This is a genomic window from Stenotrophomonas sp. GD03958, from assembly GCF_029839005.1.
Taxonomy (GTDB): domain Bacteria; phylum Pseudomonadota; class Gammaproteobacteria; order Xanthomonadales; family Xanthomonadaceae; genus Stenotrophomonas; species Stenotrophomonas hibiscicola.
In genome coordinates, this window is record NZ_JAOBZT010000049.1 from 1 (window position 1) to 23,999 (window position 23,999).

General features: G+C 67.0%; 27 protein-coding genes. 4 read left to right on the forward strand and 23 right to left on the reverse strand.

All coding sequences use genetic code 11. From position 1 onward, the window contains the following. From ubiB to rlmE, 9 genes are all read right to left on the reverse strand, one after another. On the reverse strand, window positions 1-1,630 hold a 1,630-nt coding region (gene ubiB / locus N5C25_RS14080), incomplete at its 3' end, for a 2-polyprenylphenol 6-hydroxylase (protein ID WP_279937145.1). Between the two features lie 34 nt (window positions 1,631-1,664). Next, window positions 1,665-2,159 (reverse strand): nicotinamide-nucleotide amidohydrolase family protein, encoded by a 495-nt coding sequence (locus N5C25_RS14085; protein WP_005409020.1) that lies wholly within the window; start codon window positions 2,157-2,159, stop codon window positions 1,665-1,667. A 119-nt stretch (window positions 2,160-2,278) separates the two neighbouring features. Beyond that, window positions 2,279-3,589 carry a ribosome rescue GTPase HflX gene (gene hflX / locus N5C25_RS14090; protein ID WP_005412934.1) on the reverse strand — a complete coding sequence of 437 codons (1,311 nt, stop codon included), beginning with the start codon at window positions 3,587-3,589 and terminating at the stop codon, window positions 2,279-2,281. A gap of 14 nt (window positions 3,590-3,603) precedes the next feature. Continuing rightward, the gene (hfq, locus tag N5C25_RS14095; RefSeq protein ID WP_004152891.1) at window positions 3,604-3,879 is read right to left on the reverse strand and encodes an RNA chaperone Hfq; all 276 of its coding nucleotides are present in this window, start codon (window positions 3,877-3,879) and stop codon (window positions 3,604-3,606) included. A gap of 96 nt (window positions 3,880-3,975) precedes the next feature. Next, window positions 3,976-4,929, reverse strand: a complete 954-nt coding sequence (miaA, locus tag N5C25_RS14100; protein WP_251102809.1) for a tRNA (adenosine(37)-N6)-dimethylallyltransferase MiaA — start codon at window positions 4,927-4,929, stop codon at window positions 3,976-3,978. Next, a complete protein-coding gene (gene folP, locus N5C25_RS14105; protein WP_251102810.1) occupies window positions 4,929-5,825 on the reverse strand; it encodes a dihydropteroate synthase in 897 nt (298 codons plus the stop codon). Before folP ends, miaA begins: the two co-directional genes overlap by 1 nt. A 546-nt stretch (window positions 5,826-6,371) precedes the next feature. Then, window positions 6,372-6,557: a hypothetical protein gene (locus N5C25_RS14110; protein ID WP_021202558.1), complete on the reverse strand. Its 186-nt coding sequence runs from the start codon at window positions 6,555-6,557 to the stop codon at window positions 6,372-6,374. 101 nt (window positions 6,558-6,658) lie between these two features. Further along, complete coding sequence (gene ftsH, locus N5C25_RS14115; protein ID WP_058980127.1) at window positions 6,659-8,593, reverse strand: ATP-dependent zinc metalloprotease FtsH; 1,935 nt, start codon at window positions 8,591-8,593, stop codon at window positions 6,659-6,661. 69 nt (window positions 8,594-8,662) lie between these two features. Further along, window positions 8,663-9,295, reverse strand: coding sequence for a 23S rRNA (uridine(2552)-2'-O)-methyltransferase RlmE (gene rlmE / locus N5C25_RS14120; RefSeq protein WP_005409014.1), 633 nt, complete (start codon window positions 9,293-9,295; stop codon window positions 8,663-8,665). 65 nt (window positions 9,296-9,360) lie between these two features. On the opposite strand from rlmE, the gene yhbY reads away from it, so the two are divergent. Both yhbY and N5C25_RS14130 read left to right on the forward strand, forming a co-directional pair. Beyond that, entirely contained in the window at window positions 9,361-9,666 is a 306-nt protein-coding gene (gene yhbY, locus N5C25_RS14125) for a ribosome assembly RNA-binding protein YhbY (protein ID WP_019658872.1), read from the forward strand. A 13-nt stretch (window positions 9,667-9,679) separates the two neighbouring features. Further along, window positions 9,680-10,054, forward strand: coding sequence for an Mth938-like domain-containing protein (locus N5C25_RS14130; RefSeq protein ID WP_058980129.1), 375 nt, complete (start codon window positions 9,680-9,682; stop codon window positions 10,052-10,054). A gap of 139 nt (window positions 10,055-10,193) precedes the next feature. Here N5C25_RS14130 and N5C25_RS14135 read toward each other — a convergent pair whose 3' ends face one another. Genes N5C25_RS14135 through surE form a run of 4 tightly spaced genes read right to left on the reverse strand, consistent with a single transcriptional unit; the run spans window position 10,194 to window position 13,062 of the window. Continuing rightward, entirely contained in the window at window positions 10,194-10,979 is a 786-nt protein-coding gene (locus N5C25_RS14135) for a peptidoglycan DD-metalloendopeptidase family protein (RefSeq protein ID WP_251102811.1), read from the reverse strand. Then, complete coding sequence (locus N5C25_RS14140; protein WP_021204087.1) at window positions 10,976-11,590, reverse strand: YqaA family protein; 615 nt, start codon at window positions 11,588-11,590, stop codon at window positions 10,976-10,978. Before N5C25_RS14140 ends, N5C25_RS14135 begins: the two co-directional genes overlap by 4 nt. A gap of 18 nt (window positions 11,591-11,608) precedes the next feature. Then, window positions 11,609-12,286, reverse strand: coding sequence for a protein-L-isoaspartate(D-aspartate) O-methyltransferase (locus N5C25_RS14145; RefSeq protein WP_010485977.1), 678 nt, complete (start codon window positions 12,284-12,286; stop codon window positions 11,609-11,611). Beyond that, window positions 12,283-13,062: a 5'/3'-nucleotidase SurE gene (gene surE / locus N5C25_RS14150; RefSeq protein WP_019658877.1), complete on the reverse strand. Its 780-nt coding sequence runs from the start codon at window positions 13,060-13,062 to the stop codon at window positions 12,283-12,285. Before surE ends, N5C25_RS14145 begins: the two co-directional genes overlap by 4 nt. A 209-nt stretch (window positions 13,063-13,271) precedes the next feature. On the opposite strand from surE, the gene N5C25_RS14155 reads away from it, so the two are divergent. Continuing rightward, window positions 13,272-13,811, forward strand: a complete 540-nt coding sequence (locus tag N5C25_RS14155) for a Smr/MutS family protein (RefSeq protein WP_005409007.1) — start codon at window positions 13,272-13,274, stop codon at window positions 13,809-13,811. 123 nt (window positions 13,812-13,934) lie between these two features. Here the strand turns inward: N5C25_RS14155 and truD are convergent, their stop codons facing one another. The 10 genes from truD to N5C25_RS14205 all read right to left on the reverse strand — a co-directional run bounded on the left by truD (window position 13,935) and on the right by N5C25_RS14205 (window position 21,828). Further along, the gene (truD, locus tag N5C25_RS14160) at window positions 13,935-14,966 is read right to left on the reverse strand and encodes a tRNA pseudouridine(13) synthase TruD (RefSeq protein WP_279937146.1); all 1,032 of its coding nucleotides are present in this window, start codon (window positions 14,964-14,966) and stop codon (window positions 13,935-13,937) included. After that, entirely contained in the window at window positions 14,963-15,460 is a 498-nt protein-coding gene (gene ispF, locus N5C25_RS14165; RefSeq protein ID WP_021204089.1) for a 2-C-methyl-D-erythritol 2,4-cyclodiphosphate synthase, read from the reverse strand. Before ispF ends, truD begins: the two co-directional genes overlap by 4 nt. A gap of 34 nt (window positions 15,461-15,494) precedes the next feature. Then, on the reverse strand, window positions 15,495-16,193 hold the full coding sequence (gene ispD, locus N5C25_RS14170; protein ID WP_251102813.1) for a 2-C-methyl-D-erythritol 4-phosphate cytidylyltransferase: 699 nt from the start codon (window positions 16,191-16,193) through the stop codon (window positions 15,495-15,497). Further along, the gene (gene ftsB, locus N5C25_RS14175; RefSeq protein WP_021204090.1) at window positions 16,190-16,543 is read right to left on the reverse strand and encodes a cell division protein FtsB; all 354 of its coding nucleotides are present in this window, start codon (window positions 16,541-16,543) and stop codon (window positions 16,190-16,192) included. The genes ispD and ftsB overlap by 4 nt, the downstream gene beginning before the upstream one ends. Window positions 16,544-16,547: 4 nt before the next feature. Next, entirely contained in the window at window positions 16,548-17,840 is a 1,293-nt protein-coding gene (gene eno / locus N5C25_RS14180) for a phosphopyruvate hydratase (RefSeq protein WP_251102814.1), read from the reverse strand. Window positions 17,841-17,936: 96 nt separating this feature from the next. After that, window positions 17,937-18,266, reverse strand: coding sequence for a hypothetical protein (locus N5C25_RS14185; protein WP_019658882.1), 330 nt, complete (start codon window positions 18,264-18,266; stop codon window positions 17,937-17,939). Then, a complete protein-coding gene (locus N5C25_RS14190; RefSeq protein ID WP_251102815.1) occupies window positions 18,266-18,613 on the reverse strand; it encodes a hypothetical protein in 348 nt (115 codons plus the stop codon). The genes N5C25_RS14185 and N5C25_RS14190 overlap by 1 nt, the downstream gene beginning before the upstream one ends. Beyond that, complete coding sequence (kdsA, locus tag N5C25_RS14195; RefSeq protein WP_019658884.1) at window positions 18,610-19,440, reverse strand: 3-deoxy-8-phosphooctulonate synthase; 831 nt, start codon at window positions 19,438-19,440, stop codon at window positions 18,610-18,612. The genes N5C25_RS14190 and kdsA overlap by 4 nt, the downstream gene beginning before the upstream one ends. Window positions 19,441-19,529: 89 nt before the next feature. Next, the gene (locus tag N5C25_RS14200) at window positions 19,530-21,194 is read right to left on the reverse strand and encodes a CTP synthase (protein WP_005416023.1); all 1,665 of its coding nucleotides are present in this window, start codon (window positions 21,192-21,194) and stop codon (window positions 19,530-19,532) included. A gap of 400 nt (window positions 21,195-21,594) precedes the next feature. Beyond that, window positions 21,595-21,828, reverse strand: a complete 234-nt coding sequence (locus N5C25_RS14205; RefSeq protein ID WP_019658885.1) for a hypothetical protein — start codon at window positions 21,826-21,828, stop codon at window positions 21,595-21,597. Between the two features lie 170 nt (window positions 21,829-21,998). On the opposite strand from N5C25_RS14205, the gene parE reads away from it, so the two are divergent. Continuing rightward, window positions 21,999-23,888 (forward strand): DNA topoisomerase IV subunit B, encoded by a 1,890-nt coding sequence (parE, locus tag N5C25_RS14210; RefSeq protein WP_058980145.1) that lies wholly within the window; start codon window positions 21,999-22,001, stop codon window positions 23,886-23,888. Window positions 23,889-23,999 lie beyond the last annotated feature (111 nt).

Here is a 23,999-nt window from a genome sequence, read left to right on the forward strand (position 1 = left end):
AGCCGGCGCCGATGAAGCCGCACACGCCCAGCGCCAGCAGCCAGCGGCTGGAAACCCCGCCGACGCTGTGCATCACGATCGACGAGCCGATGATCAGGGCAGCCGTGATCACGCCTACCACCAGCCGGTTTGCCGCACGGTTCACCTGTTCGCCGAAGCCCTGCAGCGCGGTGGTTTCGACCTTCAGCTGCAGTCGTCCGCGGCGCGCCGCCTGCACCAGCTTGCGCAGGTCGCGCGGCAGCTCACCGGCGAAGTCGACCAGCCCCAGCAGGCTGCGGCGGCCACGCTTGAGCAACGCCTTGGGCGCATAGCGCTGCAGCACTACCCGCTCCAGGAACGGGCGCGCGGCACTGGCCATGTCGAAATCCGGGTCGAGCTGGCGGCCCATGCCTTCCAGGGTCAGGAAGGCCTTGATCATCAGCGCCAGATCGGCCGGCAACGTCAGACTGTAGCTGCGCAGCAGCTGGGTGATATCGCCCAGCATCAGGCCGATACGCAGGTCCTTCAGCGGCACGCCGCGGTACTGGTCGACGAACTGGCTGATGTCGTGCTGCAGCCGGTTCTCGTCCACTTCCACGCCACCGGCCCAGTCCAGCAACACGTCGGCCACGCCCTGCGGGTCCTGCTCGACCAGCCCGTGCAGCAGCTGCGCGACCTGGAAGCGGCGCGCCTCGGACAGCGCGCCGACCATGCCGAAATCGATCACGCCGATGCGGCCGTCGCGCAGGTAGATGATGTTGCCCGGGTGTGGATCCGCGTGGAAGCTGCCGTCCTCCAACACCATCTTCAACACGATGCCGGCGCCGCGCCGGGCCAGTTCGCGGCGGTCCAGCCCGGCCGCATCGACACCGGCAAGGTTACGGCCGGGAATGCCGTCGACAAAGTCCTGCACGTTCAGGCTTTCGCAGGTCCACTGCCAGTGCACGCTGGGAATCAGGATGTCGTCGCGGCCGCTGAAGTTGCGCGCGATGCGTTCGGCGTTACGGCATTCGGCGGCGAAATCCAGTTCGCGTCGCAGCGACACGGTGAACTGCTGCACGACCTCGGCCGGACGATAGCGGCGCAGGTCCGGCAGCCGCGCCTCGACAATCTCGGCCAGGCGGGCCAGCAGCCGCAGATCGGCCTCGACCACATCGCGGATGCCGGGCCGCCGGATTTTCAGCACCACCTCACGGCCATCGTGGAGCCGGGCGCGATGGGCCTGCGCCAGCGAGGCGGCGGCCATCGGGGTTTCATCGAGGAAGGCGAACACCTCCGTCGGCGAGGCGCCAAGGTCGGCTTCGAGCTGCTCGCGGATATCCGCGTACGGCAGCGCCGGCACCGCGTTCTGCAGTTCGGACAGTTCAGCGATCCATTCCGGCGGCAGCAGGTCAACGCGCGTCGCCAGCACCTGCCCGAGCTTGACGAAAGTGGGACCCAGATCCTGCATAGCGCTGCGCACACGCACCGGCGCGGTCATCCGCAGCAGTTCCTGGCGGTCCTCGTTCCAGTGCAGCAGGCGCCCTGCCCGCTCCAGCGTGGTGGCCAGGCCGATGCGCCGCACCACGTCGCCGAAGCCATAGCGGATCAGGACGACGGCGATTTCCTGCAGTCGGCCCAGGTCACGGACAGTACCCAGCGTCTCCCACATCATGCGTGCTCCGGACGATTACCGGAGCAGCATGTCACAGCTGGGCGTCGATACCGCGCAATGCCGCCGCCACGGTTTGCCGGCGGATGGCTTCGCGGTCGCCGTCGAACTGGAACAGCTCGGCGCGGGCATAGCCGCCACGGCGCTTCCAGCCAATCCAGACACTGCCGACCGGCTTGTCCGGGCTCCCGCCACCGGGGCCGGCAATGCCGGTCACCGCCACGGCGATGCCGGCACCGGAATTGACCAGCGCGCCGGAGACCATTTCCAGCACGGTTTCGCGGCTGACCGCACCGAACTGCTCCAGGGTCTGCGCGCGCACGCCGAGCAGGCGCTGCTTGGCTTCGTAGCTGTAGACCACCATGCCGCAGTCGAAGAACGCCGACGAGCCGGCAATGTCGGTCATGCACTTGGCGATCCAGCCACCACTGCAGCTTTCGGCGGTCACCAGCTGCAGCGAGGCCTGCTGCAGGCGCTGTCCGAGCGCGGCGGACTGGGCATTGAGATCGGCGTCGGTGGGGATGGACATCGGCATGACGGTGGGGTGAAGAACCACGTTGTACCGCAGATGACAGGCGGATGTCGCGCCCCTCCGGCACGGTTGCGTTGCCGGCCAGCGGCCGGCACTACCGGGCCCCGGTCGCTACCTCACCACTCCGGCAGTTTTTCCGGCAGCAGCGCGCGGATCGGGGCGCCATCGGCACTGGCGGCCAGCTTTTCGGCTTCGGCGATCGGCAGGTCGACCTGCAGCAGCCAACCATCCTCATCGGCCTGCTCGCTGCGGATCACCTCCAGCTGGTGCAGGCGCGCGCGCAGGCGGCCTGCATCCGGGGGAAGACGCAGTTCGCCGGTGACATGCTGCAGGCCCAGGCGCTTGCCCAGCACCGCCTGCAACAGCTCCAAGCCCTGACCGTCACGCGCGGAAATCCACACCCGCTCGCGACGCGATTCGTCCGGGATACCGTCCTGGCCGTCGTGGCGCACGTCGGCGCCGTCAATGCGGTCGATCTTGTTGAACACCAGCAGCTGCGGCAGATCGCCGGCACCGACTGCGGTCAGCACTTCGTCCACCTGGGCGATGCGCTCCTCGCGGTGCGGGTCGGCAGCATCGACCACGTGCAGCAGGAAATCGGCCTCGCGCGCCTCGGACAGGGTCGAGCGGAACGCAGCGACGAGGTCATGGGGCAGGTCGCGGACGAAGCCAACGGTGTCGGCCAGCACCACGTTGCCGCCCGGCACCGCGATGCGGCGCACGGTCGGATCCAGCGTGGCGAACAGCTGGTCGGCGGCATAGGCCTCGGCGCCGGTCATGGCGTTGAACAGGGTCGACTTGCCGGCGTTGGTGTAGCCCACCAGTGCCACACGGGGCAGCTCGCTGCGCACACGCGCACGACGCATCTGGGTGCGCTGCACTTCCACCTTTTCCAGGCGCTTCTGCAACTGCTCGACCCGCTTCTGCAGCAGGCGGCGGTCGGTTTCCAGCTGGGTTTCACCCGGGCCGCGCAGGCCAATTGAACCACCGCGCTGGCGCTCCAGGTGGGTCCAGCCGCGCACCAGCCGCGTGGCCAGATGCCGCAGCTGCGCCAGCTCGACCTGCAGCTTGCCCTCGTGGCTGTGCGCACGCTGGGCGAAGATATCCAGGATCAGGCCGGTACGGTCGATCACCCGGCGCTCCAGGAACCGTTCCAGGTTGCGCTCCTGGCCCGGGCTCAACGCATGGTTGACCAGGATCAGGTCGGCACCGCTGGCGTCGGCCGCAGCCTTGATCTCGTCCAGCTTGCCGCTGCCGATCAGGGTCGACGGATTCGGTCGGTCCAGGCGCGCAGTGATCGTCGCGGCGATGCTGGCCCCAGCCGAGCGGGCCAGATCACCGAATTCTTCCAGCACATCGTCTTCCAGCTTGCCGAAATGGGGCTGGATCAACAGGGCGTGTTCGCCCTTTTTCGAGCGGTCAAACATTCACCGCTCCGGTCTTACTCGTCTGCTTCATCACCTGCCTGACCACCTTCACCCGACTGCACGTAACCACCGCCCGGACCGACCTTCACGTTACGTGCCGGAACGACCGTGGAAATGGCGTGCTTGTAGACCATCTGACTGACCGTGTTGCGCAGCAGGACCACGAACTGGTCGAACGACTCGATCGTGCCCTGCAGCTTGATGCCGTTGACCAGGTACACCGAAACCGGCACGCGCTCGCGCCGAAGTGCGTTCAAGAAAGGATCCTGCAGCGATTGCCCCTTGGACATTGCACACTCCTGATTATTGTTCTTATTGGGTTGCCGACGGTTGCCACGGCCCCCGAGCCGCCCGCCGACCGATGATGTTACACGGCTGGCGGGGGTTCAGCGTGCGACGAAGGTCGACACCGCGCCGGCCAGGCGCTCCCCATCGACATGGGGGTCGAACCAGCGCGCATCAAGCTCGCCGCGCAGCCAGGTCAGCTGGCGCTTGGCCAGCTGCCGGGTGGCGAAGATGGCCTTGTCACGGAAACGGGCAGCATCGCCCTCCCCGTCCAGGTATTCCCAGGCCTGGCGATAGCCAACCGCGCGCACCGCGGGCAGGTCCAGCGGCGCCGCCACGGCGGTCATTTCCGGCATTGCACGCAATGCCCGCACCTCGTCCAGGAAGCCCTGCGCCAGCATGGCGTCGAAGCGCGCCTCGATGCGCTGGTGCAGTACCGCGCGGTCACGCGGGGCGAGGATCAGCTTGAGGATGCGCACCGGCAACGGCGCGACGCCCGGCCGGCGCTGCCATTCACTGATCGGCGTGCCGGTGAGGCGATAGACCTCCAGCGCCCGCTGGATGCGTTGCGGGTCGGTGGCATGGATACGTGCGGCGGCGGCCGGGTCGACCTTGGCCAGCTCGGCGTGCAGTGCCGCCCAGCCCCGCTCGGCCGCCTCGGTGCTGAGTGCTTCGCGCATCACCGGGTCGGCCTCCGGCATCGGCGACAGGCCCTGCAGCAGGGCCCGGAAGTACAGCCCCGTGCCACCTGCCAGGATCGGCGTTTTGCCGCGTGCGACGATGTCGGCCACGACGCGGCCGGCATCGGCGGCGAACTCGGCCGCCGAATAGGTCTGCCACGGATCGCGCAGGTCCAGCAGATGGTGCGGCGCCTGCGCCCGCTCGGCCGCATCCGGCTTGGCCGAGCCGATATCCAGATGCCGATAGACCAGCGCCGAATCGACGCTGACGATCTCGCCATCCAGCTGCTTCGCAAGGGCGATCGCGGTGGCGGTCTTGCCACTGGCGGTCGGCCCCATTACGGCGATCGCCAGTGGCCGCCGGTCGATGCCCATCAGTCTTCGTCCGGCCAGCGGATCGTCGGCGTGGCGTCGGCGCGCGGCGTTGGCACGGCCTCGACGGCCTGCCAGATCTTCAGCGCATCGACGGTGGCGGCCACGTCATGCACGCGCACGATGCGTGCGCCACGCTGGACTGCGATCAGGTGCGCGGCCACCGAAGCCGCCACCCGCTCGGACGCCGCGTCGCGGCCGGTCAGCTCGCCCAGGCTGCGCTTGCGCGACAGGCCGGCCAGCATCGGCACGCCCAGTTCCAGGAAGTGTTCCGAGCGCGCCAGCAGGGTCATGTTGTGGGCGGTGGTCTTGCCGAAACCGAAACCGAGATCGATCAGCAGGTTCTTCTTTGCGATGCCCGCCATTTCGGCAGCGAACAGGCGCTGCACCAGGAAACCGTGTACCTCGGCGACCACGTCGTCGTACTGCGGATCGGCCTGCATGTGGCCCGGCTCACCCTGCATGTGCATCAGCACCACCGGCACGCCGGTTCCAGCGGCGGCGTCCAGCGCCCCTTTCTGACGCAGGCCGTAGATGTCGTTGATCATGCCGGCGCCGGCGGCTACGGCCGCGCGCATCACCTCCGGCTTGAAGGTATCGATGCTGATCGGCACCCGGGTACGGGCAGCCAGCTGCTCGATCACCGGAATCACCCGGCGCAGCTCTACTTCAATCGACACCGGCGTAGCGCCCGGGCGGGTCGATTCGCCGCCGATGTCCAGCAGGTCCGCGCCCTCCTCGACCAGCTTGAGGCCATGGGCGACCGCGGCCTCGGTGGTGTCGTGCGCGCCGCCATCGGAGAACGAGTCCGGGGTGACGTTGACGATGCCCATGACCCGGGCACGGTCGAGGCGCAGGATGCGGCCGGCGCAATCGAGCTGGGGCGAGGTATCGAACATGGGCAATCCTGCTGGGACAACGGCAGGTAGTTTAGTTCGGCAGGGCGGCGCCCTGCACCCGCAGAGGCCAGAGCAACAGCAACAGCGGGTTTCATGTGGGATGGCGGGGTGGGTCCAGTTGCGGGGGACGCCGTAAATACGTCCATGTAGGCTCGGTCGCCGCTTGCTCGTGTGCGCTGTCCTGCGCACACGGCCGGACCGGGGTTGGGCGTCCTGCCCAACCCGCCCGAGTCATGCCTCGGGCCCATGCGGCTCACGCCCCCGCAACCGGACCCACCCCGCCTTCGACAGATCTCCGCGATCTACGTGTCGACCAAGGTGGACACCTACCAACAGCAGCAGGAATATGTCAGAGGTGGGGCTGAGTCGGAGGGCGGGGTGTCAGCCGCATGGATGCGGCTGCCAAGCTTACAGGGACGTACTTGCAGCGTCCCCGCACTCCGACACCGCCCCGCCATCCTACGGAAAGCCCGCTGTTGCTGTTGAGGTTGCCGGCCAGCGGCCGGCACTACCACGGGTGCAAGGCGCAGCCCTGCCAACACCCCCTCAACGGCGGCGGCGCTTGCGGTCCACGTACAGGGTCCTGGCAATGCTCAGCACGATGCCGACCCCGATACCCACCACGCAGCCCAGCAGCAGGTTGTCGGCCCCAAGGCCCACACCCACGCCGACCACGGTGGCGATGACCATTTCGGCGGTGTGGGAAATCGGTTCGGGCTTCGGGGCGGACATGCGGGCTCCAGCGTCAGATCGGATCTTCGGGATGGGCCAGTGGCCCGGAAACGACGAAGCCGGGTTGCCCCGGCCTCGTCTGGTGCACCTGCAGGGGGCCGTCAGTGCGATTCGGCCGGGCCCGCGATCGGCGGCAGCGGACGGGCGTCGCCGCCCTTGTCGTTGCCACCGTCCTTGTTCGACTTGCTCCAGCCCGCCGGCGGCGGCGGATCACGGCCTTCCATGATCGCGTCGATCTGCGGCGCGTCGATGGTCTCGTACTGCAGCAGCAGCTGGGACATCGCGTGCAGCTTGTCGATGTTCTCGGTCAGCAGCTGGGTAGTACGGGCGTAGGCCTTGTCGAGGATATTGCGCACTTCCTCGTCGATACGGCGCGCCGTGTCGTTGGACACGCTCTTGTGCTGGGTGACCGACCGGCCCAGGAACACCTCATCGTCCTCTTCGCCATAGGCGATCGGACCGAGCTGCTCGGACAGGCCCCACTTGGTGACCATGTTGCGGGCCATCTTGGTGGCACGCTCGATGTCGTTGGAGGCACCGGTGGTGACCTTGTCCTCGCCGAAAATCAGCTCTTCGGCGACGCGGCCGCCGTACAGCGAGCACAGCTGCGACTGGATCGCGACGCGGTTCATCGAGTACTTGTCGCCTTCCGGCAGGTACATGGTCACACCCAGCGCACGGCCACGCGGAATGATCGTGACCTTGTAGACCGGATCATGCTCGGGTACCAGACGGCCGACAATGGCGTGACCGGCTTCGTGGTAGGCGGTGAGGGTCTTCTCCTCTTCGCTCATGGCCATCGAGCGGCGCTCGGCGCCCATCAGGATCTTGTCGCGGGCACGGTCGAAGTGGTCCATGCGGACTTCCTTCTCGTTGCCACGCGCAGCGAACAAGGCGGCCTCGTTGCAGAGGTTGGCCAGGTCGGCGCCGGAGAAGCCCGGGGTACCGCGCGCGATCACCATCGGCTCGACGTCGTCGGCCAGCGGCAGCTTGCGCATGTGGACCTTCAGGATGTGCTCGCGGCCCTTCACGTCCGGCAGGCCGACCACGACCTGGCGGTCGAAACGGCCCGGGCGCAGCAGCGCCGGGTCCAGCACGTCCGGACGGTTGGTCGCGGCGATCACGATCACGCCTTCGCCGCCTTCAAAACCGTCCATCTCGACCAGCAGCTGGTTCAGGGTCTGCTCGCGCTCGTCGTGGCCGCCGCCCAGACCGGCGCCACGGTGGCGGCCGACGGCGTCGATTTCATCGATGAAGATGATGCACGGGGCATGCTTCTTGGCCTGCTCGAACATGTCGCGCACGCGGCTGGCGCCGACGCCGACGAACATTTCCACGAAGTCCGAACCGGAGATCGAGAAGAACGGCACCTTGGCTTCGCCGGCAATGGCCTTGGCCAGCAGCGTCTTGCCGGTACCCGGCGGGCCCACCATCAGCACGCCGCGCGGAATCTTGCCGCCCAGCTTGGTGAACTTGGACGGGTCGCGCAGGAAGTCGACCAGCTCGCCCACTTCTTCCTTGGCCTCGTCGCAGCCGGCGACGTCGGCGAAGGTGACCTTGATCTGGTCCTCGCCCTGCAGCTTGGCGCGCGACTTGCCGAAGGACATCGCGCCCTTGGCACCGCCACCGCCGCCCTGCATCTGGCGCATGATGAACAACCAGAAGCCGATGATCAGGATGACCGGCAGAAAATTCATCAGGATCGCGCCGAGGGAAATGCCGCTGGACGGCTCCTCCTGCACGATCTCCACGTTCTTGGTGCGCAGCACGTTGATCAGGTCGCGATCGAACGGTGCGGTGATGGTGGATGTCTGCCCGCCGCGGGTGGTGTAGGTCAGCTGGCTGGTGCCGCCGCGCATGTCGCCGCCGAAGGCGACCTTCTGCACGTTGCCGCTGTCCACCTGGTCCAGGAACTGCGAGTACGACGCGCCCTGCGCGCCGGCTCCGGAGGACTTCGGCGAGAAGCTCTGGAAGACCACCATCAGCACGACGGCGACGACCACCCATAGCAGGAGGTTCTTGGTCAAGTCGTTCATCCTCATTGGCTCCGGTGTTCCTCTCAGTGCTGGCGTTGCGTGGGGGTCGAACTTGCGTACATTGCGAGCTTACTTCATGTGGGCGCGTTTTCCCTGACCCAAGGCATACACCTCGGGAGAGCGCTTGCGCGAGGCTTCCGGCTTGCGGATGGAGACCTTGTCGTACCGGCGGCGCATGTCGCGCACGTAGTCGTCAAAGCCTTCACCCTGGAACAGCTTGATCAGGAACGCCCCACCGGTCTTGAGGTGGTTGTCGGCAAAATCCAGGGCCAGCTCCGCCAGGTGCATCATCCGCGGCTGGTCGACCGCGCCCACACCACTCTTATTGGGGGCCATGTCCGACAGCACAAGGTCTACCGGCTGGTCCCCGAGCATGGCTTCAAACTGCGATAGGACGGCTTCTTCCCTGAAGTCACCATGAAGGAACTCCACGCCGGCCAGCGGCGGCATGTCCAGGATATCCAGGGCCAGCACCCGGCCGGTATCGCCGATCTGTCTCCGCACCTGCTGAGACCAGCCGCCCGGGGCCGCGCCGAGGTCGACCACCACCATGTGCGGCTTCAGCAACCGGTCACGTTCCAGCAGCTCTTCGAGCTTGTAGGCGGCACGCGAGCGCATGCCTTCGGCCTGGGCCTTCTTCACGAAGGGGTCGGAGAAGTGTTCCTTGAGCCAGCGCTGGCTGCTTTTGCTGCGGGTAGCCATTGAAAATAGGGGCTGATGGGGTCCTCATGATACCCTGATCGCCCCATTCAACCGTCTTTTCCTGCATGTCCATCGCCCTGACCGCCTCCCAGACCCGTTTCCTGCGCGGCCAAGCCCACGACCTGAAGGCCCTGCTGCAGACCGGCGGCAAGGGTGTGACCCCGGCCTTCATTGCTGAGCTGAACGAAGTGCTGGAGCGCCACGAGCTGGTCAAGGTGAAGGTCGCTGCCGAAGACCGCGAGGCCCGTGACGTGATGATCGGCGAGATCGTCGAAGCCACCGAAAGCGCGCTGGTGCAGCGCATCGGCCACGTCGCCGTGCTGTACCGCCCGAGCAGGGAACAGCGCCAGATCGTGCTGCCGCGCGGCTGACCGGCCTACTGCCATGCAGCTGAACCACGAACCGCCGGACTACGCCTACAGCCTGCGCGCCGCCGATGGCCGCTCGGCCAAGGTCAATGACCAGGTGCTGGGCAGCAGTTTCTTCCTGACCCCGGACCAGCTGGTCACGCAATGGCCGGCGGTGAGCGCCACTGCGCTGCAGCTGGCTGACCTGGAGCCGATCCTGGCGCTGAACCCTGCGCTGATCGTGCTCGGCACGGGTGACCGTCAGGTGTTCCCGCCGGCGGCGGTGATGGCCGCCTGCCTGTCACGCGGCATCGGCCTGGAAGTGATGAACAATCCAGCCGCCGCGCGTACGTTCAACATCCTGGCCGGCGAAGGCCGCAAGGTCGCCGCCGCCTTCATTCTCGAAGGCTGACGTGGTGCCGCCGGACATGGCCCGGCGCTACCCTGGATCACACTTGACTCTGTAGCGCCCGAGCCCGTGCCCGGGCGGCGCCGCATCGCGGCGCGGAAAGCCGCCGGGCACGGCCCGGCGCTACCCGTCTCTGCACCCGTCAGCGCGCCGGCAGATACTGCTGCGGGTCGACCGGCTTGCCGTTGTAGCGAATCTCGAAGTGGACCATGTCGCGGTTCGCACCGGTGCGGCCCATTTCGGCGATCTGCTCGCCGGCTTTCACGCTCTGCCCTTCATTCACCAGGCGCTTGCGGTTGTGGCCGTAGGCCGATAGCCACTGGTCGCTGTGCTTGATGATGATCAGCTCGCCGTAGCCGACCAGGCCGGCACCGGAGTACACCACCACGCCATTGGCGGTGGCCTTTACCGGCTGGCCGCTGGTACCGGCGATGTCCACGCCCTGCTTGGTCGCGTCACCGGCCACGTAGCGGCCGACAATCGCGCCGTCGGCCGGCCAACGCCAGGCAATGTTGCTCTTCACCGGCCCCACCGGCGCCGTCGTCGGTGCGGTGCTGCCAGCACTGCCGCCACCCTGGCGCGGCGCAGTAACCACCGTGGTCGGCGCACGGCCGCTGGTGGCCCCCTGCGGATACAGGCGGATCACCTGGCCGGGGTAGATGGTGGACGGATTGTCCAGGCGGTTCCAGGCGATCAGGTCGGCCGGGGTGATGTCATGGATGCGAGCCAGCGCATAGATGGTGTCGCCCTTGCGCACCACCACGGTCTGCCCGGGCTTGGGCACCGAGGTCTTCGGCGTGCTCACGCCGCCACCGGCGCTGCCGCCTCCCGGGCGGACCACGGTGGCGGTACCGCAGGCGGCCAGGGTGGAAACCAGCAACGCCAGCGCGCCGATGCGCACTCCCTTGCTCAGACGATCAGGACTCATGCGAACTTCGACCTCCATACAAGCCAGGCGATCAGCACCACCACCAGCGCAGTGGCGATCCAGCCCAGCGGTTCAATCCAGCGACGCAGTGCGGCTTCGGCACGCGCACCACCGATACGGATGACCGCGGCCAGCACGAACACGCGCTTGCCGCGACCGATCAGCATGCTCAGCAGGTACTGCGGCATGGGTACGCCGACGATACCCGATGCCCACGTGAAGACCTTCATCGGGATGGGCATGAATCCGCCCAGCACCAGGAAGGTGAACACCGCCCAGGGCGACTCGGCCATCTTCGCCTGCACGGTGGTGATGCCCTGCTCGATCGCCGGCAGCATGCCCAGCGCTTCGAACAGCGGCTTGATCGCCTCGAAGGCGTAGTGACCCAGTGCATAGCCAACCAGCGCGCCGAGCATCGAGCCGGCCAGGCTGAGGGTGGCGAACCACCAGCCGCGCTTGGGCTGGGCCACGCACATCGGCGCCAGCATCACCTCCGGCATCACCGGGAAAATGATCGCTTCGAAGAAACTCAACACCGTCAGGTAGGTCGGCGCGCGTTCGTGCGCCGCCCACTTCATCGCCCGCTCGTACAGCGGCCCGAAAATCTTCATGCAACCCTGCTCCGTGGATTAGTCGAGCATGCCAGACAGCAGCGGCACGAAGGTGACCGGCGCCAGCACGTGTTGTTCGATGCTGCCGTCGGCCTTGCGGTCCAGCTGCACCAGCGACTGCGCCCCGGGACCACCGACCGGCGCCACCAGCCGGCCGCCCTCGGCCAGCTGCTCGATCAGCGCGTCGACCAGTGCCGGCGCCGCCGCAGTGACCACGATGGCATCGAAGGGACCGTGCTCGGCCCAGCCGACGCGACCGTCGTCATGCTTGGTGCGGATGTTCATGCCCAGCGCACGGAAGCGCTTGCGCGCTTGGCGCAGCAGGTCGCCGATGCGCTCCACGGTGTAGACCTCCAGGCCCAGCGCACCGAGGATGGCGGCCTGGTACCCGGAACCGGTGCCCACTTCCAGCACGCGCTTGGGCGCGACCTGGAGGACCGCTTCGGTCATCCGCGCTACCACCCAGGGTTGAGAGATGGTCTGGCCGTGGCCGATGGGCAGCGCGGTATCCTCGTAGGCACGCGAGGCCAGCGCTTCGTCGATGAACAGATGGCGCGGCACCACCCGGATCGCGTTCAAGGTCGGCTCGTCGACGATGCCGGCTTCGCGCAGGCGGTCGACCAGACGGTCACGCACGCGCTGCGAGGTCATGCCGATACCCACAGCTTCCGGTTGCAGGCGCAGGCGTGGGCTCATGCCGGCTGGTCCAGGGCTGCGCTGAGGCCGCCGACCCAGCTGGCCACCTTCTCCAGCGCCTGGTAGCGGGTGAGGTCGACCTGGATCGGCGTGATCGAGATGTGGCCGGTGCGCACGGCGTGGAAATCGGTACCCGGGCCGGAGTCCTGCTCGCGGCCGGCCGGGCCGATCCAGTACACCTCGTTGCCGCGTGGATCCTTCTGCGCGATGCAGCCTTCGGCACGATGGCGGTTGCCGAGGCGCGTGACCTCGAAGCCCTTGACCTCGCTCCACGGCAGGTCCGGCACGTTGACGTTGAGGATGGTGTCGGCCGGCAGCGGATCGGCCTTGAGCCGTGCAACGATCTCGACCGCGGCGCGCGCAGCGGTTTCGTAGTGCTTCGGATCGTGGTTGCGGCTGACCAGCGACACCGCCACGGCGGGCAGGCCCAGGAAGCGACCTTCCATCGCCGCCGAAACAGTGCCGGAATAGATCACGTCATCCCCGAGGTTGGCGACGTTGTTGATGCCGGACACGACAATGTCGGGCTCGAATTCAAGCAGGCCGGTCAGCGCCAGGTGCACGCAGTCGGTCGGGGTGCCGGCCACCGAGACGGTGTAATGGTCGATGCGCTTGAGCCGTATCGGCAGATCCAGCGTCAGCGAGTTGCTGGCGCCGGAGCGATCGCGGTCAGGTGCGACCACCGTAACTTCGTGCCCAGCCTCGCGCAGGACCGAGGCAAGCATCCGGATGCCTGCAGCGTCGACACCATCGTCATTGCTGACCAGGATTCGCATCTTCGATTTAACCGCTTGATTTTCCAAGAATTCGATTCCGTCACCGTGCAGTGTGGGCGGGACCGCCGCGCTCCCCTGCGGAAGCCGTCGACCCTGCAAGCGCATCGTCTATTGTGCCGCATGCGAGCCGCCGGTCCTACCCTGCCGGCGGTCACGGCCGACATCGAACCGTCATAGGCAGACCTGCGCCGGCGGTTTACCCTGTGCGCATGTCGCACCCTGAAGACGAAGATCCCGCCGCGCTGTTCCGTGCGGCCATCGGCGAAGTGACGCCGCTGCGCAAGGATGCCGAACCGGCGCCTGCTGCGCCCCGGCCGAAACCGCGCGCACGCATGGCCGAACGCGACGAGGCCGAAGCCGCGGGCGAGTTTGCGCGGCTGCTGCGCGACAGTACGCCGCTGGAAGCGGGCGACGTGGCCAGCTACCGCCGCGACAACCTGCCACCGCGCCTGTTCCAGCGTCTCAAGCGCGGCCAGTATTCGGTACAGGATGAGCTCGACCTGCACGGCGCCACCGCCGCGCAGGCGGAAACCCTGCTGCGCCAGTTCCTGCTGGAAGCGCATGCACACGAGTATGGCTGCGTGCGCATCATCCACGGCAAGGGCCTGCAGTCCGATGGCGGTGCACCGGTGCTGAAGAACCTGGTTGATCGCCTGCTGCGGCTGCGCAACGACGTGCTGGCGTTTCATTCGGCGCCGACCGGGCAAGGCGGGACCGGCGCGGTACTGGTGCTGCTGGCGCGGCGCTGAAAAAAGGGGACGCCATGAGTCCAGGTAGAGTCGACTGTCAGTCGACTGCTCTTCCAGCGGCAAGCGAATACCCCGCGCTGCGCGCGCAAGTCGACTGACAGTCGACTCTACCGCGCGCCCTGCTCAGGCCTGCGAGGCGTCTTCGACCGGGCCCAGCTCGTGCAGTACAGCGGTGGCGTAGCAGCCCGGCGGCAGCGCGAACGAGAGTTCCAGTACATCACTGGCCAGCCACTGATGCTGCAGCAGCGCCGGGCGCAGGCGCAGCGCGCGGCGCTCCTGTTTCAACCGTGCGTCTTCCAGGCCAGCGCGCAGCGCCTTCGATTCCTCGTCGTCCAGCGCGGCCAGCTCCAGCTCACGTGCAGCGTCGGCGCTGCGCAGCTCGCCTTCGCCCCACAACGGTGCGCTGGGATGGATGTCGAACCGCGCGAGGCGCTCGGCCAGCACGTCGGTGTACGGCTCGGGGCCGAACACGCTGCGACTGCCGTCCAGCATCCACACTTCGCCCTCCAGTGGCTGATCCCAGCTGCCCTGCTCCACGCGCGCGGCCAGCACGCGGTTGAACAGCGCCGAACGGGCGGCAGACAACAGCAGCGAACGCTGGTCCTTGCGCATGCGGCGGCCCCCGAACATCGCCAATGCGGCCGGCACGTTGCCGCCGTCGCGGCCGAAGCGCTGCTCACCGAACCAGTTCGGCAGGCCCCGGCTGGCAATCTGCTGCAAACGCTCACTGATCGCTGCAGCATCGCCCCGCACCTCGCGCAGCACCAGCTTGAAGCGGTTGCCGGCCAAGGCGCCGCGCTGCAGCTTGCGGTTGTGCCAGGTGGCTTCGAGCACTTCGATCTCATCACTGGCCAGCGCGGCCAGATCCGGTGCAATGCGCTTGGGCAGGTGCACGCTGAAGCGCTGGGTGGTGACCGCATGGCGGTCCTTCATGCCGGCGTAGCTCACCGCCATTTCCGGCAGGCCGGCCCACTTGGCCAGCAGCTTGGCCACATGCACGGTGTTGGCACCGCGCTTGCGGATGTGCAGCAGCAGGTGCTCGCCCTCGCCAGTGGCCTCGAACGCCGGCAACTCGTCGACCTGGAAATCTTCCGGCGTGGTGCGGATGCGCGCCGACAGCAACGGCGCACCAAACGCAAGCGGCAGCGGGATCATGCCGCCACCAGCAGCACCACCGCCTGTGCGGCGATGCCTTCTCCACGGCCGGTAAAGCCCAGCTTCTCCGAGGTGGTGGCCTTGACGCTGACCGCATCCAGCGGCAGCTGCAGCAGCGCACCGATGCGCTCACGCATGGCCAGCGCATGCGGACCGACCTTCGGACGCTCGCAGATCACGGTGATGTCGGTGTTGCCGACGCGCCAGCCACGCTCGCGCAGCAGGCTGTCGCAATGGCGGACGAAATCGCTGCTGTCAGCGCCCTTCCAGCGGTCGTCACTCGGCGGGAAGTGCTGGCCGATGTCACCCAGCGCCAGCGCACCGAGCATCGCGTCGCACAGGGCATGCAGGATCACGTCGCCGTCGCTGTGCGCGAGCACGCCGCAGCTGTGCGGCACGTTCACCCCACCGAGCATGATGTGATCGCCCTCACCGAAGGCATGGACGTCGTAGCCCTGGCCGATGCGGACGGGCGGGAACGGTGCGGTGCTCATGGATGCAACCCTTGCAGCAGGGCCGCGCGGGCAATCAGCCGGCGCGGCGGGAAAGTACGAATTCGAACCGGTCGAGATCGGCCGGAGTGGTTACCTTGAAGTTGTCCTCGCTGCCTTCCACCAGCAGCGGGCGCTGGCCCTGGCGCTCCATGGCCATGGCCTCGTCGGTGACTTCGACACCGGCGGCACCGGCTTCGGACAGCGCGCGGCTGAGCTGGTGGCGGCGGAACAGCTGCGGCGTCAATGCACGCCACAGGCGCTCGCGCGGCTCGGTGCCATCGATGCCACCGTCATCGCCCGCGCGCTTGAGGGTGTCGCGCACCGGTGCGGCCAGGATCGCCCCGACCGGGTCGGCACGACCGACTTCAAGCAGGCGGCCAAGGTCGGCCAGCGACAGGTTGGGCCGGGCCGCATCATGGACCAGCACGAACTCATCGGCACGCACCGAGTCCGGCAGGGCCTGCAGCCCGGCCAGCACCGAGGCGGCACGGGTCGCGCCGCCGATGCAGGTCAGCACCGGCTTGCCGGCCCATTCACTCCAGCCAGGCCAGTCACCGTCGTCCTGTCCGATCACCACCATTGCGCCGGCCACGGCCGGGTGCGCCAGCAGCGCGTCCAGGGTATGGGCGAGCAGGATCTGCCCGCCGGCCTGCAGGTACTGTTTGGGCAGCGGTGCGCCGAAGCGGGCGCCACGGCCGGCGGCCGGAACCACCACCCAGATCGCCCCACTCATGGCACGTCCGCCGGATGATCGCCGACCTGGGCGCTGACACCTGGCGCAGGTTGCGCCGGTTGGACCGGCGCATCCTCGACCACACGGTAGAACTTCTCGCCAGGCTTGATCATGCCCAGCTCGCTGCGCGCGCGCTCCTCGATGGCGGACTGGCCTTCCTTGAGGTCCTTCACTTCGGCGGCCAGCGCGTCGTTGCGCTGCTGCAGGCCCTCGTTGTCCCGCTCCTGGTTGGCGACCTGGGCTTCGAGCATCATCACTTCACCCGAATTGCCCGGACCGAACCAGAAGCGGTACTGCAGCCAGCCCAGCAACAGGGCCAGCACCAGCAGCATCCAGCGCCAGTCGCGCATCGGCTCAGCGCTTCAGCGAAACGAACGCGTCACGACCGGCGTAACGCGCGCCGGCGCCGAGGGCTTCCTCGATGCGCAGCAGCTGGTTGTACTTGGCCACGCGATCGCTGCGGCACAGCGAGCCGGTCTTGATCTGGGTGGCGGTGGTAGCCACGGCGATGTCAGCGATGGTGGTGTCTTCGGTTTCACCCGAGCGGTGCGAAACCACGGCGGCGTAGCCGGCACGATCAGCCATGGCGATCGCTTCCAGGGTTTCGCTTAGCGTGCCGATCTGGTTGACCTTGATCAGGATCGCGTTGGCGGTGCCCGAGTCGATGCCTTCCTGGAAGATCTTCGGGTTGGTCACGAACAGGTCGTCGCCGACCAGCTGCACCTTCTTGCCGATGCGGTCGGTCAGCAGCTTCCAGCCAGCCCAATCGTTCTCGGCCAGGCCATCCTCAATCGTGATGATCGGATACTGCGCGGCCCAGTCGGCGAGGAAGTCGACGAACTGCTCGGAGGTCAGGCGCTTGTTCTCGCCGACCAGGTTGTACTTGCCGTTCTCGAAGAATTCGCTGGACGCCACGTCCAGGCCCAGCAGCACGTCTTCACCGGCGGTGTAGCCGGCCTTGCCGATCGCTTCGAGGATGGTGTCCAGCGCTTCGACGTTGCTGCGGAAGTCCGGCGCGAAACCGCCTTCGTCGCCCACCGCCGTGCTCAGGCCGTGGCCCTTCAGCACCGACTTCAGCGAATGGAAGATTTCGGTGCCGGCGCGCAGCGCTTCGGAGAACGAGGTGAAGCCGACCGGCAGCACCATGAACTCCTGGAAGTCGACGTTGTTGTCGGCGTGCGCGCCACCATTGATGATGTTCATCATCGGCACCGGCAGCGACGGGGTAACGCCGGTCTTGGCGGCCAGGTACTGCCACAGTGCCTGCTTGCTCGACGCGGCGGCGGCGTGCGCGGCGGCCATCGAAACACCCAGCAGCGCGTTGGCGCCCAGGCGGCCCTTGTTCTCGGTGCCATCAAGATCGATCAGGCGACGGTCGAGGCCGGCCTGGTCGGTGGCTTCAAAACCCTTCAGCGCGTTGGCGATGGTGGTGTTGACGTTGTCGACGGCCTTGCGCACGCCCTTGCCCAGGTAACGGGTCTTGTCGCCGTCACGCAGCTCGACCGCTTCCTTGGTGCCGGTCGAGGCGCCAGAGGGAACCGCGGCACGACCGAACGAACCGTCCTCCAGGATGACTTCGGCTTCCAGCGTGGGATTGCCACGGCTGTCGAGGATTTCACGGGCGTGGATGCTGCGGATCGTACTCATGGTCGGGCCGGTTACCTGTATGGAGAGGGGGCGACAAAACGAATGCCGCGTGATTATCCCCGGCTGCCCGCCACTTGCCAAATGGCGTGGGCGCCGTCAGGCCAGAGTGGCCCCGATCACCATCAGGATCAACGACACCATCACCACCAGCAGGCCACCAGCAATGGCCGCCACTACGCCGCCGCGGCGGCAACGCCAGGCCATCACCATCGCCACCAGGCTGCCAACGAAGGACAGCACGAGCATGGCCAGTGCAGCCCAGATCCAGTACTGCATGGCCTGCATGCCATGGCTGCCATCCCCGGGCGAACCGAAACTGGCGGCGAAGGCGAATACAGCTGCCACCAGGCCGGCCCAGGCAAGAACAGCCAGCGCCAGCGCGATCAGGCCCCAGGGCCGATCACGGGTTGCCAGGGTCGCATTCATCAAAACAGCCCGTAGAACAGGGCGCCAAGCCACAGCGACAGCAGGATGATCGCCAACCCGGCGGCCACCTTGCCACGGTTCAGGCGCCAGGCCAGTACGGCGGCAGCGACGCATCCCACGGCGCCGACCAGCTCTGCAACCAGCAGCGCAATGAAGTACACGCTCACATTGAGCGCGCTGCCGCCATCACCTGGTGGGCGCACTGACGCGGCGCCGATCAGCACCAGACCGAACATGCCCACGGTGAACAGCACGGCCAGGCCCAGTGCGATCAGGCCCCAGGGCCACTGTTTCCAGTGCCGGCGGCGGCGCTGGTTTTCCAGCGCCAGCCACGGGTCACGACTCACGCGAAGCGCGAGAAGCCGTGCTTCTTGGTCACCGCGTCGAGTTCCATCAGGGTCTCGAGCAGGGCCTCCATCTGGTCCAGCGGCCACGCGTTGGGACCATCGGACAGCGCCTTGGACGGGTCCGGATGAGTCTCGGCGAACAGGCCGGAGATGCCCACCGCCACGGCGGCACGGGCCAGCACCGGCACATGCTCACGCTGGCCACCGGAACTGGTGCCCTGCCCGCCCGGCAGCTGCACCGAATGGGTAGCGTCGAACACCACCGGGCAACCGGTCTCGCGCATCACCGCCAGCGAACGCATGTCGCTGACCAGATTGTTGTAGCCGAAGCTGGCACCACGCTCGCAGACCATGATCTGCTCGTTGCCGGTGGCCTTGGCCTTCTCCACGACCGGCTTCATGTCCCAAGGCGCCAGGAACTGGCCCTTCTTGATGTTGACCGGCTTGCCGGCCGAGCACACCTTGCGGATGAAGTCGGTCTGGCGGACCAGGAACGCCGGGGTCTGCAGCACGTCCACCACCGAGGCCACTTCGTCCATCGGGGTGTACTCATGGACGTCGGTGAGCACCGGCACGCCGATCTGCTTCCTGACCTCGGCCAGGACCTTCAGGCCCTCCTCCATGCCCGGGCCGCGGAAGGCGGTGCCCGAGGTGCGGTTGGCCTTGTCGAAGCTGGACTTGAAGATGAAGTTGACGCCGAGCTTGCCGGTGATCTCCTTCAGCTTGCCGGCGGTATCGAGCTGCAGCTGCATCGACTCGATCACGCAGGGGCCGGCGATCAGGAACAGGGGCTGGTCCAGCCCGACCTCGAATCCACACAGTTTCATGGCGTTTCCTTGTTGTCCGCAGCACCGGCCGGGCCGGTGCGCTGGGGGTTGAAGCATGCAGGATGGGGGCCCACGCCCCCATTCACAAGTCAGGCGCGCGCTTCGGAAAGCAGCTTGCCGCCGGCCTTGCGCTCGCGCGCGGCACGGATGAAACCGATGAACAGCGGGTGGCCGTCGCGCGGCGTGGACAGGAATTCCGGGTGCGCCTGGCAGGCCAGGAACCACGGGTGGGCATCGCGCGGCAGCTCGACCACTTCCACCAGGGTGTCGTCCATCGACTTGCCCGCGATCACCAGGCCCGCATCTTCCAGCTGGGTGCGGTAGCGGTTGTTGAACTCGTAGCGGTGGCGGTGGCGCTCGGCGACCACGTCCTTGCCGTACAGCTCGCGGGCCAGCGTGCCCGGCTTCAGGCGTTGTTCCTGCAGGCCCAGGCGCATGGTGCCGCCGAGGTCGCTCTTGTCGTCACGCTTCTCGACATCGCCGCTGGCGGTGCGCCATTCGGTGATCAGGCCGATCACCGGGTTCGGCGACTGGCGATCGTTCTCGGTGCTGTTGGCACCTTCCAGGCCGACCACGTTGCGCGCGTAATCGACCACCGCCGCCTGCATGCCGTAGCAGATGCCGAAGTACGGCACCTGCTGCTCGCGGGCGAACTTCGAGGTCAGCACCTTGCCTTCAAAGCCGCGGTCACCGAAGCCACCCGGTACCAGGATGCCGTCGACATCGGCCAGTGCAGCCATGTCGGTGCCTTCCAGGTCCTGTGCTTCCAGCCACTTCAGGTTGACCTTCGTGCGCTGGCGCAGGCCACCGTGCTTCAGTGCCTCGCCGACCGACTTGTAGGCATCCTGGTGATCGACGTACTTGCCGACCACGGCGATGGTCACTTCGTCCAGCGGGTGCAGGGTCGCGTCGACCGCGTCTTCCCACATCGACAGGTCGACCGGACCGGCCTTGTCGGCCAGCTTCAGCTGGTTCACCACGATTTCGTCCAGGCCCTGTGCATGCAGGCCAGACGGGATACGGTACAGCACGTCCACGTCCGGCACGCTGATCACTGCACGCTCGGAGACGTTGGTGAACTGGGCGATCTTGCGACGCTCCGAATCCGGCACCGCCTGTTCTGAACGGCACAGCAGCACGTCCGGCTGGATGCCGATCGAGCGCAGCTCCTTCACCGAGTGCTGGGTCGGCTTGGTCTTCAGCTCACCGGCGGCACCGATGTACGGCACCAGGGTGAGGTGCATGAACAGCGCCTTCTCCGGGCCACGTTCGGTGCGCACCTGGCGGATCGCCTCCAGGAACGGCAGCGACTCGATGTCGCCCACGGTGCCGCCGATCTCGACCAGTGCCACGTCGTAGCCTTCGGTGGCTTCGTCGATGCAGCGACGGATCTCGTCGGTGATGTGCGGAATGACCTGCACGGTCGCGCCCAGGTAGTCGCCGCGGCGCTCCTTGCGGATCACGTTCTCGTAGATGCGGCCGGTGGTGACCGAGTTCTTGCGGCTCAGGCGGGTGCGCACGAAGCGCTCGTAGTGGCCCAGGTCGAGGTCGGTCTCCGCGCCGTCGTCGGTGACGTAGACCTCACCGTGCTGGAACGGGCTCATGGTGCCCGGGTCGACGTTGATGTACGGGTCGAGCTTCATCATCGTGACCTTCAGGCCACGGGCTTCAAGAATGGCGGCCAGCGACGCGGCGGCAATGCCTTTGCCGAGCGAGGACACCACGCCGCCGGTTACGAAAATCAAGGGAGTCATGGCTGCAAGCATCCTGTCTGGAAATGGAAAACGGCAGCACCACGCGCACCCGGAGGGCGGGCATGGTGCTCAGAGGGGGTTTTCCGGTTCGCTGAGGCAGCGAGGGAGGTGCGGATCCGTGCGGCGGCAGGCGCCGGACCGGAACCATCGTGCGAGGTCGGGGCGGCCGTGCCGGCCAAATCGACCGTCACCTGCGACCCGCCATGCTGGAAGCCACGCTTGGCCGCTCCAGCCCATTCGCAAATGGTGGACACGCACTTACTCCCGGAAAGCCATAGTTTACAGATTGATGGCCGCCAACCCAAGGGGCAGACGCCACGTTCCCAAAAAGAAACGCCCCGCTGAGCGGGGCGTTCCGGAGCGCAACCCTTGTCGCAAGGGCGCCTGGCAGGCCGCAGGATCAGCGCTTCTTGCGCGCTTCCTCTTCCTCTTCCTGCTGCGGGGCCGGCTGGCCCTGCGCCTTCATCTGGGCATTGGCCTGGGCCCGGCGCTTGGCCTTTGCATCGGCCTCGGCCTGGGCCTTGTCGGCCTGATCACCCTGTTGCGGGGCCGACTGGCCGGCGTTCTGCGCCACCACCAGCGGCACTGCAACGGCGGCAGCGGCCAGGATCGCAATGGTCAGCAACTTCTTCATGGAGTCCTCCTCGCGGTATGGCTTGGACGTTCTGATCCAACGGAGCGCCGGCGTTCAGATTCCAGCGGCTGCCATTTTACCCCCTCTGCGTCGCCGAGACTGAACCGCAGGCGTGCAAAATCCCGTGCCAGACCCCACACTTGCCCGTCGCTCCAAGCTTTCGAAGACAGATGAACGCCCGTTATAACGCCGCCGATATTGAAGTCCTGTCCGGCCTTGACCCGGTCAAGCGCCGTCCCGGCATGTATACCGACACCGCGCGCCCGAACCACCTGGCGCAGGAAGTGATCGACAACTCGGTGGACGAGGCCCTCGCCGGCCACGCCCGCTCGATCGAGATCACCCTGTACAAGGACGGCAGCGTGGAGGTCAGCGATGACGGCCGCGGCATGCCGGTGGACATCCATCCCGAAGAAAAGATCCCGGGCGTCGAGCTGATCCTCACCCGCCTGCATGCCGGCGGCAAGTTCAGCAACAACAACTACACCTTCTCCGGTGGTCTGCACGGCGTCGGCGTCAGCGTGGTCAACGCGCTGTCGACCCTGGTGGAAGTGCACATCAAGCGCGACGGTGCCGAACACCGCATCACCTTCCGCAATGGCGACCGCGCCACACCGCTGGAAGTGGTTGGCAGCGTCGGCAAGAAGAACACCGGTACCCGCGTGCGCTTCTGGCCGGACCCGAAGTACTTCGATACGCCGAAGTTCGCGGTGCGCGCGCTCAAGCACCTGCTGCGCGCCAAGGCCGTGCTGTGCCCGGGCCTGACCGTGAAGCTGACCGATGAAGCCACCGGTGAAGTCGATACCTGGTACTACGAAGACGGCCTGCGCGATTACCTGAAGCTGGAGCTGGGTGATCGCGAGATGCTGCCGGCCGAGCTGTTCGTCGGCAGCCTGAAGAAGGACACCGAGGTAGTGGACTGGGCAGTGGCCTGGCTGCCGGAAGGCGAGCTGGTGCAGGAAAGCTACGTCAACCTGATCCCCACCGCCCAGCACGGCACCCACGTCAACGGCCTGCGTACCGGCCTGACCGAGGCGCTGCGCGAGTTCTGCGACTTCCGCAACCTGCTGCCGCGTGGCGTCAAGCTGGCCCCGGAAGACGTGTGGGACCGCGTGTCGTTCGTGCTGTCGCTGAAGATGACCGACCCGCAGTTCAGCGGCCAGACCAAGGAACGCCTGTCCTCACGCCAGGCGGCCGGCTTCATCGAAGGTGCCGCCCATGATGCCTTCAGCCTGCTGCTCAACCAGAACGTGGAGCTGGGCGAGAAGATCGCGCAGATCGCCATCGAGCGCGCCAGCGCCCGCCTGAAGACCGAAAAGCTGGTCGTCCGCAAGAAGGTCACCCAGGGCCCGGCCCTGCCCGGCAAGCTGGCCGACTGCATCAGCCAGGACCTGTCGCGCACCGAGCTGTTCCTGGTGGAAGGTGATTCGGCAGGCGGCAGCGCCAAGCAGGCCCGCGACAAGGATTTCCAGGCCATCATGCCGTTGCGCGGCAAGATCCTGAACACCTGGGAGGTTTCCTCCAACAGCGTGCTGGCCTCGGAAGAAGTGCACAACCTGGCGATCGCGATCGGCTGCGACCCGGGCAAGGACGACATCAGCGGCCTGCGCTACGGCAAGGTCATCATCCTGGCCGACGCGGACTCCGACGGCCTGCACATCGCAACACTGCTGACCGCGCTGTTCCTCAAGCACTTCCCTGCGCTGGTCGATGCCGGCCACGTGTTCGTGGCCATGCCGCCACTGTTCCGCATCGACGTGGGCAAGCAGGTGTTCTATGCCCTGGACGAGGAAGAAAAGCGCTCGATGCTGGACAAGATCGAACGCGAGAAGATCAAGGGCGCCATCAACGTGACCCGCTTCAAGGGCCTGGGCGAGATGAACCCGCCTCAGCTGCGTGAATCGACCATCCACCCCGATACGCGCCGGCTGGTACAGCTGACCGTGGACGATCGCGAGCAGACAAGTTCGCTGATGGACATGCTGCTGGCCAAGAAGCGCGCCTCCGACCGCAAGGGCTGGCTGGAGAGCAAGGGCGACCTGGCGTCGCTGGAAGTCTGATGCCGGTACGGGGCCGGACCCGTTTCCTGCCGCGAAACGGCTCTGGCCCCATCGCCCGGTAGTGCCGGTTCATGCGCCCCGGCCATTCCACCCCCATCGGCAAACCCGGCG